Source organism: Aeromonas sp. FDAARGOS 1418 (genome assembly GCF_019048585.1).
Lineage (GTDB): Bacteria > Pseudomonadota > Gammaproteobacteria > Enterobacterales > Aeromonadaceae > Aeromonas > Aeromonas caviae.
Window position 1 is genome coordinate 3,028,099 of sequence record NZ_CP077387.1, and the last position, 17,061, is coordinate 3,045,159.

17 protein-coding genes are annotated in these 17,061 nt (G+C 58.9%); 2 read left to right on the forward strand and 15 right to left on the reverse strand.

The genetic code is table 11. The features are described from left to right. Window positions 1-200: 200 nt before the first annotated feature. From I6L48_RS14180 to I6L48_RS14245, 14 genes are all read right to left on the reverse strand, one after another. Window positions 201-980: a TatD family hydrolase gene (locus I6L48_RS14180; protein WP_045524869.1), complete on the reverse strand. Its 780-nt coding sequence runs from the start codon at window positions 978-980 to the stop codon at window positions 201-203. 12 nt (window positions 981-992) lie between these two features. Further along, window positions 993-1,940, reverse strand: coding sequence for a DNA polymerase III subunit delta' (holB, locus tag I6L48_RS14185; RefSeq protein ID WP_113070262.1), 948 nt, complete (start codon window positions 1,938-1,940; stop codon window positions 993-995). After that, window positions 1,925-2,566 (reverse strand): dTMP kinase, encoded by a 642-nt coding sequence (gene tmk / locus I6L48_RS14190; RefSeq protein ID WP_113070263.1) that lies wholly within the window; start codon window positions 2,564-2,566, stop codon window positions 1,925-1,927. Before tmk ends, holB begins: the two co-directional genes overlap by 16 nt. Next, window positions 2,566-3,567 (reverse strand): endolytic transglycosylase MltG, encoded by a 1,002-nt coding sequence (gene mltG / locus I6L48_RS14195; RefSeq protein WP_029314535.1) that lies wholly within the window; start codon window positions 3,565-3,567, stop codon window positions 2,566-2,568. Before mltG ends, tmk begins: the two co-directional genes overlap by 1 nt. Continuing rightward, window positions 3,557-4,363: an aminodeoxychorismate lyase gene (gene pabC / locus I6L48_RS14200; protein ID WP_041211426.1), complete on the reverse strand. Its 807-nt coding sequence runs from the start codon at window positions 4,361-4,363 to the stop codon at window positions 3,557-3,559. The genes mltG and pabC overlap by 11 nt, the downstream gene beginning before the upstream one ends. A 66-nt stretch (window positions 4,364-4,429) precedes the next feature. Next, a complete protein-coding gene (fabF, locus tag I6L48_RS14205) occupies window positions 4,430-5,671 on the reverse strand; it encodes a beta-ketoacyl-ACP synthase II (protein WP_039041168.1) in 1,242 nt (413 codons plus the stop codon). A gap of 81 nt (window positions 5,672-5,752) precedes the next feature. Continuing rightward, window positions 5,753-5,989, reverse strand: a complete 237-nt coding sequence (gene acpP / locus I6L48_RS14210; protein ID WP_005300909.1) for an acyl carrier protein — start codon at window positions 5,987-5,989, stop codon at window positions 5,753-5,755. Between the two features lie 157 nt (window positions 5,990-6,146). Beyond that, on the reverse strand, window positions 6,147-6,881 hold the full coding sequence (gene fabG, locus I6L48_RS14215) for a 3-oxoacyl-ACP reductase FabG (protein ID WP_039041169.1): 735 nt from the start codon (window positions 6,879-6,881) through the stop codon (window positions 6,147-6,149). A gap of 13 nt (window positions 6,882-6,894) precedes the next feature. Next, on the reverse strand, window positions 6,895-7,830 hold the full coding sequence (gene fabD / locus I6L48_RS14220) for an ACP S-malonyltransferase (protein WP_113070264.1): 936 nt from the start codon (window positions 7,828-7,830) through the stop codon (window positions 6,895-6,897). Window positions 7,831-7,896: 66 nt separating this feature from the next. Then, entirely contained in the window at window positions 7,897-8,856 is a 960-nt protein-coding gene (locus I6L48_RS14225) for a beta-ketoacyl-ACP synthase III (protein WP_010674740.1), read from the reverse strand. 6 nt (window positions 8,857-8,862) lie between these two features. Further along, a complete protein-coding gene (plsX, locus tag I6L48_RS14230) occupies window positions 8,863-9,882 on the reverse strand; it encodes a phosphate acyltransferase PlsX (RefSeq protein WP_113070265.1) in 1,020 nt (339 codons plus the stop codon). Window positions 9,883-9,891: 9 nt separating this feature from the next. Further along, entirely contained in the window at window positions 9,892-10,059 is a 168-nt protein-coding gene (rpmF, locus tag I6L48_RS14235; protein ID WP_005300935.1) for a 50S ribosomal protein L32, read from the reverse strand. Window positions 10,060-10,079: 20 nt separating this feature from the next. Beyond that, window positions 10,080-10,601, reverse strand: coding sequence for a 23S rRNA accumulation protein YceD (gene yceD / locus I6L48_RS14240; RefSeq protein ID WP_042863864.1), 522 nt, complete (start codon window positions 10,599-10,601; stop codon window positions 10,080-10,082). Window positions 10,602-10,797: 196 nt separating this feature from the next. Continuing rightward, window positions 10,798-11,307: a hypothetical protein gene (locus I6L48_RS14245; protein ID WP_234916815.1), complete on the reverse strand. Its 510-nt coding sequence runs from the start codon at window positions 11,305-11,307 to the stop codon at window positions 10,798-10,800. A gap of 303 nt (window positions 11,308-11,610) precedes the next feature. On the opposite strand from I6L48_RS14245, the gene I6L48_RS14250 reads away from it, so the two are divergent. After that, a complete protein-coding gene (locus tag I6L48_RS14250) occupies window positions 11,611-12,192 on the forward strand; it encodes a nucleoside triphosphate pyrophosphatase (protein WP_041215169.1) in 582 nt (193 codons plus the stop codon). A gap of 52 nt (window positions 12,193-12,244) precedes the next feature. Here the strand turns inward: I6L48_RS14250 and rluC are convergent, their stop codons facing one another. After that, window positions 12,245-13,189, reverse strand: coding sequence for a 23S rRNA pseudouridine(955/2504/2580) synthase RluC (rluC, locus tag I6L48_RS14255; RefSeq protein ID WP_201889990.1), 945 nt, complete (start codon window positions 13,187-13,189; stop codon window positions 12,245-12,247). 414 nt (window positions 13,190-13,603) lie between these two features. On the opposite strand from rluC, the gene rne reads away from it, so the two are divergent. Then, window positions 13,604-16,729, forward strand: coding sequence for a ribonuclease E (gene rne / locus I6L48_RS14260; RefSeq protein ID WP_216987359.1), 3,126 nt, complete (start codon window positions 13,604-13,606; stop codon window positions 16,727-16,729). Window positions 16,730-17,061: the final 332 nt, after the last annotated feature.

Below are 17,061 nucleotides of genomic sequence, written 5' to 3' on the forward strand. Positions count from 1 at the left end.
GCTTTAACCCATTTCAGCCCCTCATTTAGTCCTCAAGCATTCTGTCATCCCTGCTCTGTTTTATCAGGTGCTGGCGATTTGATCTCGTCAGCATCCACCATACAAAGTGAGAGATAACAACTTGGCATGATTGTTTTTGGATGGATCGTGATAGTGCAGATTGTCATAGTAAAACGCCCCGCTATGCGGGGCGTTGTCTGTTATCGCTTTGCCAACTTGAACAATTCGAAGAAATTGTGGCTGGTGGCCTCCGCCAATTCAGCGAGCGGAATCTGGCGAAGATCCGCGATAAATTGGGCAACGTCGCGAACAAAGGCCGGCTCGTTCTCCCTCCCCCGGTGCGGAACCGGTGCCAGATAGGGAGAGTCGGTTTCAACCAGCAGTCGCTCCAGGGGCAACGCCTTGACCACGGCCTGCAGGGCTGAGGCGTTCTTGAAGGTGGCTATCCCCGAGATGGAAATATAGAACCCCATTGCCATCGCGGCCTCGGCCATTTCGAGGGACTCGGTGAAGCAGTGCAGCACTCCGCCCACCTGTTCGGCCCCCTCCTCTCGCATGATCCGCAGCGTGTCTTCCTGGGCATCCCGGGTGTGGATGATGAGCGGTTTGTTCAGTGCCCGGGCTACCCGGATATGTTCGCGGAAAGAGGCTTGCTGTACATCCTTGTTTTCCGGTGAATAGAAGTAGTCGAGCCCGGTTTCGCCGATGGCCACCACTTTCTCATCGGCCGCCTGAGTCAGCAGCAAGGCAGCATCCACCCCGGGATCCTGATTGAGCGGGTGAACACCGCAGGAGGCAAACACCTGGGGATGGGGGGCGATGGCCTCCATCATGGTCGGGAACTGGGCCTGAGTCACACTCACGCAGAGAAAATATCCCACGCTCTGCTGCGCCGCCTTGGCCAGTACATCGGCCATGTCGGTCTGCTTGGAGCCATAACTCAAGCGATCGAGATGGCAATGGGAATCAACGAGTAACATAGACAACCTTGTTTATAACCAGCGATTGAGCCAGTTCATCAAATGGATGGTGGGATTGGAAAGCTGTCCTGGCTGACAAGCCTCTTTCAGCATAACCAGCTGCTGTTCGGCTTCCAGGAGCCGTTCGCTGGAGTGTTTCTCTGCCAGTTGCTGGCTGAGTGATGCAAGATCCGGCATTGCCAGTTGATGATGGCCGCAGCAAGCCTGAAGCTTGAGGGCATCACACAGGAAGAGCTGCAACCAGTGCAGCCGGACCTGAGTATCCTCGGCCAACTGGGCACAGACATTCGCCGCACGGGTGGGGGCCGATGCCAGCGAGACAAATCCGTCGAGCAATGCCCGTCTGGCATCATCTTGCTGTGCTTCGATGTAGCTCAGCACCCGCAGCGGCGCACCCTGGCAGATCCGCACCTGGGCCTGGGTGGCCTGATGGCCCTGCTCGGCGAGCCAGGCAAGGGTCTCCCCCTCAGAGGGAAGCTGGCAGACATGTTTGTGACAACGGCTCAAGATGGTGGGGAGCAGGCGAGATACCCGGGATGCGATGAGCAGCAACAGACTGTCGCCAGCCGGCTCTTCCAGCGTCTTCAGCAAAGCATTGGCGGCGGACTCCGTCATGCGCTCCGCCTCCTGAATGATCACCACCTTGCCGCGACCGAGCTGGGACGTGCTCTGGAGGCGGCTGCAAATCTCCCGGATGGCTTCGACACCTATGGTCTTGCCCTCGGGCCCCAGGGTGCCAAGATCCGGGTGATGCCCCTTCTCAAAAAGCTGGCAGGAGTGGCACTGACCGCAGGGCTCACCTCGTTGTGGATACTGACACAGGTGCAGTCGCGCCAGTCGCTCTGCAAGCTGCTCCTTGCCAAGGCCGGGATCGCCTAGCAGCAACCAGGCGTGGCCGAGCCGTCCGGCCCGGGCCGTCTCGCTCAAGGCATGCCAATCCGGGATCAGCCAGGGATACATAGCCCCTCGCTTGCCAGATAATGCTCAAGGGCTGCCTCGATGGCGGCTTTGACATGCGCCGGGGGCAATCCGGCATCGATGACCTGGATGGAATCATCGGCGGCCGCCAACTCGAGGTAACGCTGGCGGGTACGTTCAAAGAAACCGATCTGCTCCAGCTCAATCCTGTCCAGCTCGCCGCGATGGCGGGCCCGCTGCAGGCCGATGGCAGGATCGATGTCCAGATAGAGCGTCAGATCCGGCTTGAAATCCCCGAGGACCGCCCGTTTGATGGCGCCGATGAGGTTCGCATCGATGCCGCGGCCACCCCCCTGATAGGCCAGGGAGGAGAGATCGTGGCGATCGCCCACTACCCAGATGCCGTCTGCCAGGGCAGGCTTGATCCGGGTCTCCACCAGTTGTACCCGGGAGGCGTACATCAACAGCAGCTCGGCCTCGACGGTCAGGCGCTCGTCGTGCACTTCCTTGACGATGGCCCGCATGCGTTCCGCCAGCGGCGTGCCGCCCGGCTCCCGGGTGCACTCGATCCGCGCAACTCCGTGGGCTTGCAGATAGTCGGTCACATAGCGCACCGCAGAGCTCTTCCCTGCCCCTTCCAATCCTTCAATCACGATAAATTTAGACATTAGGGTTTCTTCAATATGTATTCACGCACCGCCCGATTGTGTTCATCGAGGGTCTTGGAGAAGTAGTGGGCACCGCCCCCCTTGGCAACGAAGTAGAGATAGTCGGTCGATTTGGGGTTGAGCGCCGCTTCGATGGAGGCCTTGCCCGGCATGGCGATGGGCGTCGGAGGCAGACCGTCGATCACATAGGTGTTGTAGGGGTTCACGTCGGTCAAATCGCTGCGGCGAATGTTGCCATCGTACCTCTCCTTCACCCCGTAGATGACGGTAGGGTCGGTCTGCAACTTCATGCCAAGGCGTAGACGGTTGACGAACACAGAGGCAATCTGGGCCCGTTCATCCGGTTGACCCGTCTCTTTTTCAATGATGGAGGCCATGATGAGCGCCTCATAGGGTGTCTTGTAGGGCAGATTGGCCTGACGCTTCTCCCAGGAAGCCTCCAGGAACGTTTTCATGTCCTGATAGGCGCGGCGCAGGATGGAAAGATCGCTGGCATGAGTGGTATAGGCGTAGGTTTCCGGCAGGAACCACCCCTCCAGCTTGCCATTTTCGATGCCGAGTTCCTGAGCCAGTTCGGTTTCGCTCTGCTCCAGAGTCAGGCGCTCCAGATAGGGGGCGCTGGAAAGTTGCTTCAGCCAATCCTCAAATCGGGACCCTTCGACAAAGGTCAGGCTGAAGTGAAACTCCTTGCCGGAAGCAAAGAGAGAGAGAGTCTCCTTGAGCGGCGCCCCTTCCTTGATTTCATAGGTGCCGGACTTGATGGCCACCAGTTCGGGATGACCGCGCAACCAGAGGCGCACCGCCCAGGGGCTGGTTTCCCCCTCCCCCAGTTCGGCAATCAGGCGCGCCGCATGGGCGCCTTTTTCGACGGTAAAGAGGCGGGTTGGCCCCTTGTTGGTGAGCGTCTCCACCTGTTGCCACTTGTGATACACGTACCCCCCGGCAACGGCGACAGAGAGTGCCGCCCCCGCGAGCAGGGTGTAAAGCCGATTAAACTTCAATGACCAAGCGCTCCTGTAAACGGCGGATCAATACCGGGCTGGGATAGTGCATATCCCCGATGCTGGTGACCGGGACTATGCCCATGAGGGTATTGGTCAGCCAGACCTCTTCCGCCTGCCAGAGTGACTCCAATGGAGCCTCAACGACACGCAGTTCAATGCCCATCTGTTTAAGCATCGTCATCACGCGCTTGCGCATGATGCCATCGATCCCGGCGCGGGTGAGATCCGGTGTGAACACCGTCCTGCCGCGACGCCAAAACAGATTGGCGCTGACCCCTTCTACCAGAAATCCCCGGCTGTTCAAGACTATACCTTCGACCCCGCCACGCGCAGCAAGTTCGCGCTTCAGCATCACTTGTTCGAGGCGCCCCAGCGTCTTGAGACCGGCGAGCATGGGACTGTCCCCAAGCTGCTGCTGGCATACCAGGGCATTGATGCCGGTTTGCTGCCAATCATGATAATGCTCAGGATAAGGTGCCAAAGAGACGATGCGAGTGGGCGTGTCACAGCCTGCGCCGTCATATCCCCGCCCACCGGCGCCCCGGGTCAGCATTATCTTGACGACAGCCTGTGTCTGCCCAGAAGCAAGCTGCGCCGCCTCGTCGGCAAGCAGGTCCCAGGAGTGCTCGCCAAAACCAAGCCGGGCGTTGGCATGTTGCAGCCGGGCCAGATGGTCCTGCCACCAGAGTACCTTCCCTTCCCTCACCAGCATGGTGGTGAAATGACCATCTCCGTATGCCAGTCCACGATCCCTGGCTGACAGTGTTTCTGTGGGTATTCCATTAATCAGCAAGGGGATCCCTCCGATAAAAAAGGCCCGATACTGCCGTATCGGGCCTTATCATTCGCCCAGAGCGAATTATACGCGTTTGAAGATCAGGGAGCCATTGGTGCCGCCAAAACCGAAGGAATTGGAGAGGGCATATTCGAAGCTGCCAGCCTTGGCAACATGCGGCACCAGATCCAGGTCGCACTCATCATCCGGGTTGTCCAGGTTGATGGTGGGAGGCACCATCTGGTCACGCAGAGAGAGCACGGTGATGATCGCCTCGATGGCGCCAGCCGCACCCAACAGGTGGCCTGTCATGGACTTGGTGGAGCTGACCATCAGGGCGCTGGCATGTTCACCAAACACCTTCTTCATGCCGCGCAGCTCTGCCACATCCCCAAGGGGGGTAGAGGTACCGTGGGCATTGATGTAACCGATCTGCTCGGGTGCGATGCCAGCATCCTTGATGGCGTTCTTCATGGCGCGTGCGCCACCATCGCCATCCGAGGGAGGAGCCGTCATGTGATAGGCATCCCCACTCATGCCAAAGCCGACCAGCTCGGCATAGATCTTGGCGCCGCGGGCCTTGGCATGTTCATACTCTTCCAGCACCAGCACACCGGCACCGTCGCCCAGCACGAAACCGTCGCGATCCTTGTCCCAGGGGCGGCTCGCCTTCTGTGGTTCGTCATTTCGGGTGGAGAGCGCCTTGGCAGCGGCAAAGCCGCCCATGCCCATGGGGGTGGAGGCTTTCTCGGCACCACCGGCGACCATCACATCCGCATCGCCATAGGCAATCATCCGGCCAGCCATGCCGATGGCATGGGTACCCGTGGTACAGGCGGTAGTCACGGCGATGTTCGGGCCCTGCATGCCTTTCATGATGGAAAGATGACCGGACACCATATTGATGATGGTGGACGGAACGAAGAAAGGGCTCAGCTTGCGGGGGCCGCCATTGATGAGGCTGCTGTGGTTCTGCTCAATCAGACCCAGACCGCCGATACCAGAGCCGATGGCAACGCCTACCCGCTCCGCGTTCTCTTCGTTGATGATCAGGCCGGAATCTTCCAGGGCCTGAACACCCGCCGCCACGCCATACTGGATGAAGAGATCCATCTTGCGGGCTTCTTTGCGGTTAATGCCGAACTCTTCGGGGTCGAAATCCTTGACCAGGCCTGCGAAACGGGTTGCGAACTCGCTTGCATCAAAGTGGTCGATGAGGGAAATGCCGCTCTGCCCGTTGAGCAGGGCTTGCCAGCTGGATTCGGCAGTGTTGCCTACCGGGGAAAGCATCCCCAAGCCGGTCACCACGACTCTGCGTTTTGACACTGAGGTAGTCTCCGAGAGGTGTTTTGAAAGGGGTAAACATAAAAGAAGCGGCCCTTGGGCCGCTTCTTTCAGAACAGGAACTTATTCCTGATTAGCGGTGATGTAGTCGATAGCCGCTTGAACAGTGGTGATCTTCTCGGCTTCTTCATCAGGAATTTCGGTATCGAATTCTTCTTCCAGCGCCATTACCAGTTCAACGGTATCCAAAGAGTCAGCGCCCAGGTCGTCGACGAAGGAGGCAGCGTTCTTCACGTCTTCTTCTTTAACACCCAGTTGTTCGATGATGATTTTCTTTACGCGTTCTTCGATGTTGCTCATGACCTGAATTTTCCTTTAAAAATACGCTATTGCGTCTGGTTGGGGTAGTGTATTCAATTGACGTGAGTTTGCAAGTGACTTGCCGCTGGTCAAACCACGAAATGTGCCAAACTTCGGCGTATTATCGCAAATTTGAACAGAACTCACGACAAATTGATTACACCATGTACATCCCGCCATTAACATGCAGGGTTTCGCCGGTAATATAGGCGGCATCATCCGATGCCAAGAATACCACAGCGGCAGCAATTTCTTTCGGATCGCCCAAACGGGCAGCAGGCACCTGATTCATGATGCCGGCGCGCTGCTCTTCATTGAGCGCCTTGGTCATGTCGGTCTCGATGAAACCGGGAGCAACCGCATTCACCGTGATGCCACGAGAAGCCACTTCACGGGCCAGCGACTTGGTAAAGCCAACCAGACCAGCCTTGGCAGCAGCATAGTTGACCTGACCGGCGTTGCCCATGGTGCCGACCACGGAACCGATGCTGATGATGCGACCGTTACGCTTCTTCATCATGGCACGCAATACCGGCTTACTCAGACGGTACAGGGAGGTGAGATTGGTGTCGATGATCTCGTTCCACTCGTCATCCTTCATCCGCATCAGCAGGTTGTCGCGGGTGATGCCGGCGTTGTTGATCAGGATGTCGATGTCGCCAAAACGCGCCTTGATGGCGGCGAAGACGGTTTCGATGGATTCCTGACTGGTCACGTTCAGTGCCATGCCGCAGCCTTGCTCACCCAGGTAAGCACTGATCGCCTCGGCACCGCTCTCGCTGGTCGCAGTACCCACGACCTTGGCACCACGAGCAGCAAACGTCTCCGCAATCGCACGACCAATGCCACGGCTGGCGCCAGTGACCAACACAACCTTATCGGTAAAACTCATGACTTGCTCCTGTTTACTTGATCTGGGCCAGCGCCTGCTCGAACGAGGCGGCGTCGTTGGCGTGAATACCTTCCACTCGCGCATCGATACGCTTGGCCAGGCCGGTCAACACCTTGCCCGGGCCCATCTCGATTTCGAGGGTAACACCGTCGTTGGCCATGCACTCTACCGTTTCAGTCCAGCGAACCGGGCTGAACAGCTGACGCACCAGGGCTTGCTTGATGGCGGCCGGATCCTGCTCACAAGAGACGTCGACATTATTGATGACGGCGATGGCAGGAACCTTGATCTCGATCCCATCAAGGGCGGCGGCCAGCTTTTCTGCGGCCGGTTTCATCAGGGCGCAGTGGGAGGGCACGGAGACCGGCAGCGGCAGGGCACGCTTGGCGCCTGACTCTTTCATCAGCACGTTGGCACGCTCGACCGCCTCTTTGTGGCCGGCGATGACCACCTGGCCCGGAGAGTTGAAGTTGACCGGAGAGACCACCTGCCCCTGGGCCGCTTTCTCACAGTTGGCAGCGATGCTCTCGTTGTCCAGACCGATGATGGCAGCCATGGCACCGGTGCCTTCCGGTACGGCTTCCTGCATGGCCAGACCACGCAGTTCGACCAGTTTGACGGCATCGGCAAACGCCAGCGCGCCGCTGCACACCAGGGCGGAGTATTCCCCCAGGCTGTGGCCGGCCATCACGGCGGGGGTTGCCCCCCCCTGTTGCTGCCACAGGCGCCACAGCGCGACGGAGGCGGTCAACAGCGCTGGCTGGGTACGCCAGGTCTTGTTCAGATCCTCGGCCGGGCCTGCCATCACCAGGGCAAACAGGTCATAACCCAGCACCTGGCTCGCCTCGGCGAAGGTCTCTTTAATCACGGCGTGTTGCTCGGCCAGCTCGGCCAGCATGCCGACGCTCTGGGAGCCTTGTCCCGGGAAGGCAATGGCAAATCGGGTCATCATTGATTCCTTTAAGGTAAGACGAATTCGGTAAGCGGGCGCCCGAGGACCGGGCACCGCTCGGTATCAGAGGCGAACCAGCGCAGAGCCCCAGGCAAAACCGCCGCCGAAGGCTTCCAGCAGGACCAGCTGACCGGGTTTGATGCGACCATCGCGCACCCCTTCATCGAAGGCGATGGGCACGGAGGCCGCGGAGGTATTGCCATGACGATCCAGGGTCAGGATCACCTTGTCGAGCCCCATGCCGAGTTTCTTGGCGGTGGCATTGATGATGCGGAAGTTGGCTTGATGGGGCACCAGCCAGTCCAGCTCGCTCGGCTCGACGTTGGCCGCAGCCAGGGTTTCGGTCACGATCTCGCTAAGGCGTGTCACCGCCACCTTGAAGACATCGTTGCCCTTCATGTACATGTAGGCTTCGAGCTCAGCACCCGGCATGCCGCGACGGGGCTGCGGCAGTTTGAGCAGCTCGCCATAACGGCCATCGGCATGCAGATGGGTGGAGAGGATGCCAGGAGTATCGCTGGCACCGATCACCACGGCCCCTGCCCCATCCCCGAACAGGATGATGGTGCCACGATCCTCGGGATCGCACATGCGTGACAGCACGTCCGCACCGACAACCAGCACGTGGCGAGCCGCGCCGGATTTGACGAACTGATCGGCGATGGCGAGAGCATATGTAAAGCCGGCACAGGCGGCGGCTACGTCAAACGCCGGGATCCCCGGTACGTCAAGCAGCCCCTGCAGTTCACAGGCAGCAGCTGGGAAGGCATTCTCTGCGCTGGTGGTGGCCAGCACTATCATGTCCAGATCGGCGGCAGTCAGACCTGCCGCATCGAGCGCACGCAAGGCCGCCTGATGAGAAAGGGTCGCGACGGTTTCGTCGGCTCCGGCGATACGGCGTTCACGGATCCCGGTGCGTTCCACGATCCATTCGTCACTGGTTTCAACCATCTGTTCAAGATCGGCGTTGGTACGAACCGAACTCGGCAGATAACTGCCAGTACCCAGAATTTTGCTATGCATAGAGTTTTATAAATCCCTGTCGGAAAAGACAGATTCAAGGCGATCTGCAATTTGCAATGGAAGTTGATGTCTGGCTTCTTGTGCGGCCAGCAGAATCGCATGACACAGAGCGCGGCGCTCGGCCCGCCCATGGCTTTTTACCACAATGCCGCGCAATCCTAACAGACTCGCGCCATTATACTGGTCGGGGTTCAGGTAAGAGAAACGCCGTTTGAACATAAATCCGGCGAGTCGACCAAGAAAACTGCGTTTTTTGCGCGGATATCCGGCCAGTTCGGCCATCATCCGCACCACCCCCTCCGCGGTCTTGAGCGCAACGTTGCCCACGAAACCGTCGCAGACGATCACGTCGCACTCGCCGCTGAAGATCCTGTCACCCTCGATAAAACCGACAAAGTTCAGGGCGGAGCATTGGCGCAGCAACTCGGCGCTGTGGCGCACCAGGTCGTTGCCCTTGATCTCCTCCTCCCCCACGTTGAGCAGTGCCACTCTGGGTGAAGGTATCCCCTCCACCTTCTCTGCGACCACGGCGCCCATCACGGCAAATTGCAGCAAGGTGTCGGCATCGCAGCTCACGTTCGCACCCAGATCCAGCATCACGGTCCGTTTTCCACCCAATGTGGGCAGCGCCTTGATGAGGGCTGGCCGGTCAACACCGGGCAAGGATTTGAGCACGCACTTGGCCATGGCCATCAAGGCACCGGTGTTACCGGCACTGACACAGGCATCGGCAGCGCCGCTCTTGACCAGATCCAGGGTCACGCGCATGGAGGAGTCTTTCAGGGTACGCAGCGCCACGATAGGCTTTTCGCCCATGCCCACGACCTGGGAGGCATGCACGAGACTAACGCGAGGGTGGTTGAGCAGGCCATGTTGCTGCAGAAGAGTGGTAGTCTGGTGTTGATCACCGACCAGAACAAGTTTTAGCTGGGGTAGAAGAGACAGTGCCTGCACGGCGGCAGGCACTGTTTCCGAGGGGCCGATATCTCCCCCCATTATGTCTAGCGCGACAGTTTGCGTAGACAAAGGCAATCCTTAAGCGATTACCTTTTTACCGCGGTAGAAACCATCGGCAGTCACGTGGTGACGACGATGAATTTCGCCACTGGTCTGATCAACAGTCAGGGCAGCGGTGGTCAGCGCATCGTGGGAACGACGCATGCCACGCTTGGCGCGGGTTTTACGGTTCTGTTGTACGGCCATGGTAGGCTAACTCCTAAAATTCACTTACGTTTGAGCGCTTCAAGAACTGCAAAGGGATTCGGCCGCTCATCAGCAGGTTCGATTTCACCCCAGGTCATCTCCATGTTTCCTCTGGGACACACATCCATCGGATGCATGGCTACCTGAGGCAACGAGAGGATGAGTTCATCCTCCAGGATTTGATGAAGATCTATCTCGCCGTTTTCGTCCAACTCAATGGGCTCATAAGCTTCCGGCAGTTCTTCCTCGTTTGTTCTTTCGAACAGCGGAGTGTAAATAAAACTAGCTTCACAAAGGTGTTCAAATGTCTCACCACAACGCTGGCAAACCAGGTCGACCTTGGCATGGGCAGTGCCTTTCATAACGGTCAACTTCTGGACATCTTTGCCAAAGTGCAGTGTGACATCCACATCACTTCGCAAGCCTTCGGTTGATTCCTCCAGCCTGGGCATCTGCGACTTTTCCACTATCCCGACATAATCGAGTAGCTTCAAGGCATTACGGACTGGATCAACCTTAACGGGCAACTTCACCTTTTGCATAGGGCGCGAATATTATAGGTCCAACAAGGGATAGTCAAAGGAAAAAGTCCTTACCGCCGATGATTTTACCTTCACAGGCCCCTGCAAGAGGAACTTGTGCTCATCGGTGGCCGATTATGCCATATCGTGCAGGATCTGGCACAGGATCCTGTTCCCCTCCCCTGTCTGCCCACCGGATGTGCTCCTTGGTGTCTCATCAGGTGGCAGAACAGCGCGGGTCGCTCCCCAGCAGGCCTGGTGTCGCAGCCACTCTGGGCTCGGCTTCCATCAGTCGGCGTATGGCTTTGAAACTGCCCACGGCAGCCTTGATAGCAATGGGATTGACCAGCCAGCCCGGCAAGTTGTTGCCCGGGTTGGTATAGGTTTCGAGCCGAACGAGTGTGCTGCCATCCCGTTGGGGGAGCGCCTCCCACCGTCCGGCGCTTTCCTGGATCCGGAACAGCCCTGCATGCAATGGCAGGGCATTCGGCTCTGCCCACACCTCGAGAGTCAGGCTGCAATCAATGCGTCGACTCAGATGGGAGCGGGTGATGAGCTCCCTGTCTTGCACCGGCCAGGGAGATGCCAGGCGGGTATAGACCAGATCATCGTCGGGACCCGATCTGGCCAGCACCCTGACTTCACGGCTCTGGGGCAACCACTCTTCATGGCGCGCCGTGTTGCGCAGCACCGTGATCAGCGCGCCAGGATCGGCATTCACCCGCATCTCCAGACGTAAGGCCTGAAAAGAGGTCGGAGGATGTGGCTGGGTCCAAAGCATCACCCCCTCATCCCCCTGGCGAAGTTGCCATGTCCCTGCCCAGCTGGCGAAGGAGATCAGTGCCATGACCAAGGCCGCATATCGTGTCATCACGCTCAATTCCGATCTCTTGTGTTTGTGCTGTGGTTTCCTCAGCATGCATGCTTCCCGCTAATTAGGCGAGTCCCGCTGTAGACATCTCCTGTTTGCGTGGCCCCATCTGCACAGATAGAATCAACCAATTGATTTATAAATGGATATCATCAAAACATGCAGCCTTCCTTGATCCTCGCGTCCACCTCGTCCTACCGCAAGACCTTGCTGGAAAAACTCGGTCAGCCATTTCACTGTGCTGCGCCTCAAGTCGATGAGACGGCGCGACACGGGGAGACCGCAGAAGCTCTGGTCAGCAGATTGGCGTTTGCCAAGGCGAATGCCGTTGCCGCTGACCGTGATCAAGGATTGATCATCGGTTCAGATCAGGTGTGCGTCTGTGACGGGCAGATCCTCGGCAAACCCGGCACGGTGGAAAAGGCGGTCGAGCAGTTGCTGCGGGCACAAGGCAAGCGCGTCATCTTTTACACCGGGCTCTGTGTGATCAATGCTGCGAATGGCCATGCCGAGCAGCTCGTCGAGCCTTTCACCGTGCATTTTCGCTCGCTCGACGAAGCCGCCATCCGTCGCTATGTGGAGGCCGAACGTCCTCTGGATTGTGCCGGCAGCTTCAAATGCGAGGGAATGGGCATCGTCTTGTTCAAGGCGCTGGAGGGGCGCGATCCCAACGCCCTTGTCGGTCTTCCCCTGATAGGCTTGGTTGATCTCCTGGGTCGCCACGGCCTGGCTCTGCCATAACAAGAACTCTGCCATGAAAAACGGGAGCCTTGGCTCCCGTTTTTCATGGCTGTCAGCGTGGCAGCTTGGCGAGGAACGCCTCAAGCTCCGGTGACAATGGCGCTTCCACCTGCATCTCCCGCTCATCTACCGGATGAGTAAAGGTGAGCTTCCAGGCGTGCAGGAACAGACGCTTTAGCCCCTGCCCCCGCATTTTTTCATCAAACCCGGCCTCACCATATTTGTCATCGCAGGCGATGGGATGGCCGGCGTGCTGGGTGTGGACACGGATCTGGTGGGTACGGCCAGTGATGGGGCTGCACTCGACCAGAGTGGCTTCGGCAAATTGACGGGCAATCCGGAACCGGGTCTCGGAGGGTTTGCCATCGCTGCTGACCCGCACCACCCGCTCGCCGGATTGCAGATCATTTTTGCGAAGTGGCGCATTGACCACCTTGACGTGGGGTTGCCACTGGCCGCGCACCAGCGCCAGATACTGCTTGCGCATGGTCTTGACCCGCAGCTGCTCGTGCAGGCTGCGCAGGGCACTGCGCTTCTTGGCAACCAGCAGCACACCGGAGGTGTCGCGATCCAGCCGGTGCACCAGTTCGAGGAAACGGGCTTCGGGGCGCAGGGCACGCAGCCCTTCGATGACGCCAAAGCTGAGGCCGCTGCCGCCGTGCACTGCCATGCCGGACGGCTTGTTGAGCACTATCATGGCATCGTCTTCAAACAGGATCTGGCTCTCCAGACGCTGGATGCTGCCGAGGTTGGCAGAAGGCAACTCATTCTTCTCGGCCACACGCACGGGGGGCACCCGCACCTCGTCACCGGCACAAAGCTTGTATTCCGGTTTGATGCGCTTCTTGTTGACCCGCACCTCCCCTTTTCGAAGGATGCGATAAATCAGGCTCTTGGGGACGCCCTTTAACTGAGTCTTGAGAAAATTGTCGATGCGCTGCCCGTCATGCTCAGCTTCGATGGTGAGCAGCTGCACTTGTTGATGTATCTGTGTCATGGCGCGGATTTTAACACCGCCGACAGCCCTTGGCTGCATGCTTTGTTAAAAAATGGCGTCTTGCTATAAAAGTGGTTTAAATGGGATAATAAACAAGGTTTTGTCATTGTGTTCAAGCCTTGTACTAAGTGGCCAAAATGTATGCCACCCAATCCCGAAACACCGTGTATACAAGAACATGACGGTTCCCGGGTGCGAGGTACAACGCATGGAGAACACAAACAGAACCGACGTAAATTGTCTCCACATCGGTATCCTTAATTCACGCCCTCTCGAGAAGGCTGAACCAGAGTGCCCTTAGTTTGCGCCTCATGCATACCCCAACCGGGAGGTTGCCCCAGCATGCTGAAGACCCGAGGCCGGCGCCGGCAGGACCCAGTGGAGGAATCAAAATGACAAAATAATGAGAACTCAATGAAAAGAATGCTAATCAACGCGACTCAGGAAGAGGAGTTGCGCGTAGCGCTGGTTGACGGACAACAGCTCTACGATTTGGATATTGAAAGTCCGGGACACGAGCAGAAAAAAGCGAACATTTACAAGGGCAAAATCACCCGAGTAGAACCCAGTCTCGAAGCTGCTTTTGTTGACTATGGCGCCGAACGCCACGGTTTCCTGCCGTTAAAGGAAATCGCCCGCAATTACTTCCCCTCCGGTTACTCCTATCAGGGTCGTCCCAACATCAAAGAAGTGGTCCGCGAAGGCCAGGAAGTGATTGTCCAGATCGACAAGGAAGAGCGTGGAACCAAGGGTGCAGCCCTCACCACCTTCATCAGTCTGGCTGGCAGCTACCTGGTGCTGATGCCGAACAACCCCCGTGCCGGCGGCATCTCCCGTCGCATCGAGGGTGACGAGCGGACCGAGCTGAAGGAAGCCCTGAGCGGACTGACCGTGCCGGACGGCATGGGCCTCATCGTGCGCACCGCCGGTGTGGGCAAGTCCCCGGAAGAGCTGGAGTGGGATCTGAACGTTCTGCTCAATCACTGGGACTCCATCCACAAGGCGTCACAACAACGTTCCGCTCCGGTGCTCATTCACCAGGAGAGCAACGTCATCGTGCGCGCCATCCGTGACTATCTGCGTCGCGATGTGGGCGAGATCCTGATCGACAACCCGGTCATCTTCGAACGCGCCAAGTCGCATATCGAGCTGGTCCGTCCCGATTTCCTCAATCGCGTGAAGCTGTACAAGGGTGATGTCGCTCTGTTCAACCACTTCCAGATCGAGAGCCAGATCGAATCGGCCTTCCAGCGCGAAGTGCGCCTGCCCTCCGGCGGCAGCATCGTCATCGACCCGACCGAAGCACTGACCTCCATCGATATCAACTCCTCCCGCGCCACCAAGGGCGGCGATATCGAAGAGACCGCCCTGCAGACCAACCTGGAAGCGGCCGACGAGATTGCCCGTCAATTGCGTCTGCGTGACCTGGGTGGCCTGATTGTCATCGACTTCATCGACATGACCCCGGTTCGCCATCAGCGCGAAGTGGAAAACCGTCTGCGTGAAGCGGTGCATCAGGATCGTGCCCGCATCCAGCTGGGCCGTATCTCCCGTTTCGGTCTGCTGGAGATGTCTCGCCAGCGTCTGCGTCCCTCCCTCAACGAGTCCAGCAGCCATATCTGCCCCCGTTGCCAGGGTCAGGGGGTCATCCGTGACAATGAATCCCTCGCCCTGTCCATCCTGCGTCTCATCGAAGAAGAGGCCATGAAGGACAACACCGAGCAGGTGCATGCCCAGGTGCCGGTCGATGTGGCCGCCTATCTGCTCAACGAGAAGCGTACCTCCATCGCCAATCTGGAACAGCGCAATGATGTGCGTGTCTACATCATTCCGAACCAGCATCTGGAAACCCCGCACTACGAAGTGACCCGCATCCGTCAGAACGAGATCCCGGAAGCGGCCAGCTACGAGCTCAAAACCGAGATTGCCAAGCCGGTCTATCAGCCGCGCCAGGCTCAGGTAGTCGAGCGTGAACAACCGCTGCTGCAAGGGTTTGCCCCGGCTCCTCAGCCGGTTGCGCCCGCCGCCCCGGCTCCTGTTGCGACTCCCGCTCCGGTTGCAGAACAAGTCGGCTTCTTTGGCAAGCTGGCCAAGGCCTTCTCCGGCCTGTTCGGTGCCTCCTCCGATGCGGCTCCGGCCGAGGTGAAGGCGCCTGCCGACAAACCGGCCGCCCAGCGCGAAGCTCGCAAGGATGACGGGCACCGTCACCAGCGCGATGAATCCCGCAGCCGTGGTCAACGTGGCCGTCGTGACGACAACCGCGGCAGTCGCAATGCCGAGGCCGGCGAGAAGCGTGAAGGCGCAGCCAGCCGCGAGAGCAGTGATCGCAATCGTCGCCCGCGCAAAGAGCGTGAGCCGCGCCAGGAACGGGAACCCCGTGGTGACGTGCGCACCGAACAGCGCATGGAGCGTGAGCCTCGCGAACCCCGCCAGGAGCGCGAACCTCGTGCCCCGCGTCCGGCTCGTGAACCTCGCGCCCCCCGCGAACCCCGTGCCGAGGTGATCGTCGAGGCGGTTGATACCGTTGATACTGCGGTCGCCAGCGCTGAACCGCGTCAGGAAAAAGAGCAAAAAGTGGCCGAGCGCCGCGAACGTCGCCAACTGCGCAAGCAGATCCGTGTCGATGTCGCCGCGACCGACACCCCTGCCCTGCCGACTGACGAGCAAATCATCGATGTCGCCGACGTGCAAGCCGCCGCTGAGCAGCAAGAAGAGCAAGGCGAAGGTCAGCGTCGTTCCCGCCGTACCCCGCGCAATCAGCGCATCGAAGGGCAACGTCGCAAGCGCATCAACGAAGAGGCTCGTGGCCAGCGTGAAGACGAAGCACAAGGTGAAGTGCAGCTGACTGCCGCGGCCCAGGCCGATGCGGCTCAGGTGAAGGTGAAAGAACCGGTTGTGCCTGTCATCACCATTCCGAGCGCAGAAGCGGTTGCAGCCGCCCTGCAGGCCTCCGCCGCTCTGACCGAGCACGTGGTGGCTGAAGCCGTTGCTGAGGAAGCGGCAGAGCAAGCACTGGCAGCCCAGGCAGTGGACGCGCCCTCCACTGACGAAGTTGAACAGGCTGCGCAAGCAGACGCTGAACCCGCTGCCGAAGTGGCAGTTGTCGAACCCGAGATGGTCGAACCTATCGTCGACACCACCTCTCATGACGAACCTGTAGCCGTGATCGACGCTGTCGAGCAGACCCAGCAAGTGGAGGCCATCCCAGAAGAGGTTGCACCGGTTGCTGAAGCGGCACCTGTCGTGATCGCTGAGGAGACGGCCACCGCCGAGGCGGAGGTCGTCGAGATGCCGGCTGCCGTGGTGCAAACCGAGCCAGCAACCAGCCCCGAAGTGAAGGTCAGCAAGGGTGCCGGTGTATTGGCCCGTGCCCGCAAGGCTTATGCCCCCATGGCAACGCCGGCTGCGGCTCCTGCCCCGACACCCCGTGAACCCGTGGAGTACGCTCCCCTGGTACGCAGCGAAGTCGTCACTTCCGGTCGCCACGGTGGCAGCACCGCTGCCAGCAACGTGGCAACCAGCCCGGCCGGTCGCCCCTGAGCAGACTCGTTAGTCTGAATAAAGAGCCACACATTGTGTGGCTCTTTTTTGTCTCTTTTTTGTCTCTTTTTTGGGGCTGACATCGCCTTGCTCTCCCCCCCTGCCCGTTCGATATCCGCCGCTTTCCCGATGTTCAGCGACCACACACACCCAGTCCAAGCAAGACGTGAATAACACACCAGACAGAGGATTCATCTCTGTCAAAGCACCATGACATGCTCTGCTTGTGGATAGGTCAATGCATTGACAGCATATGATGCCATTGGCAAACAGTCTGGCAGCCCCTTTGACTGCTCTGTCGGTGTGTTCGTGGTGGCTGAGACAGCCCAGGT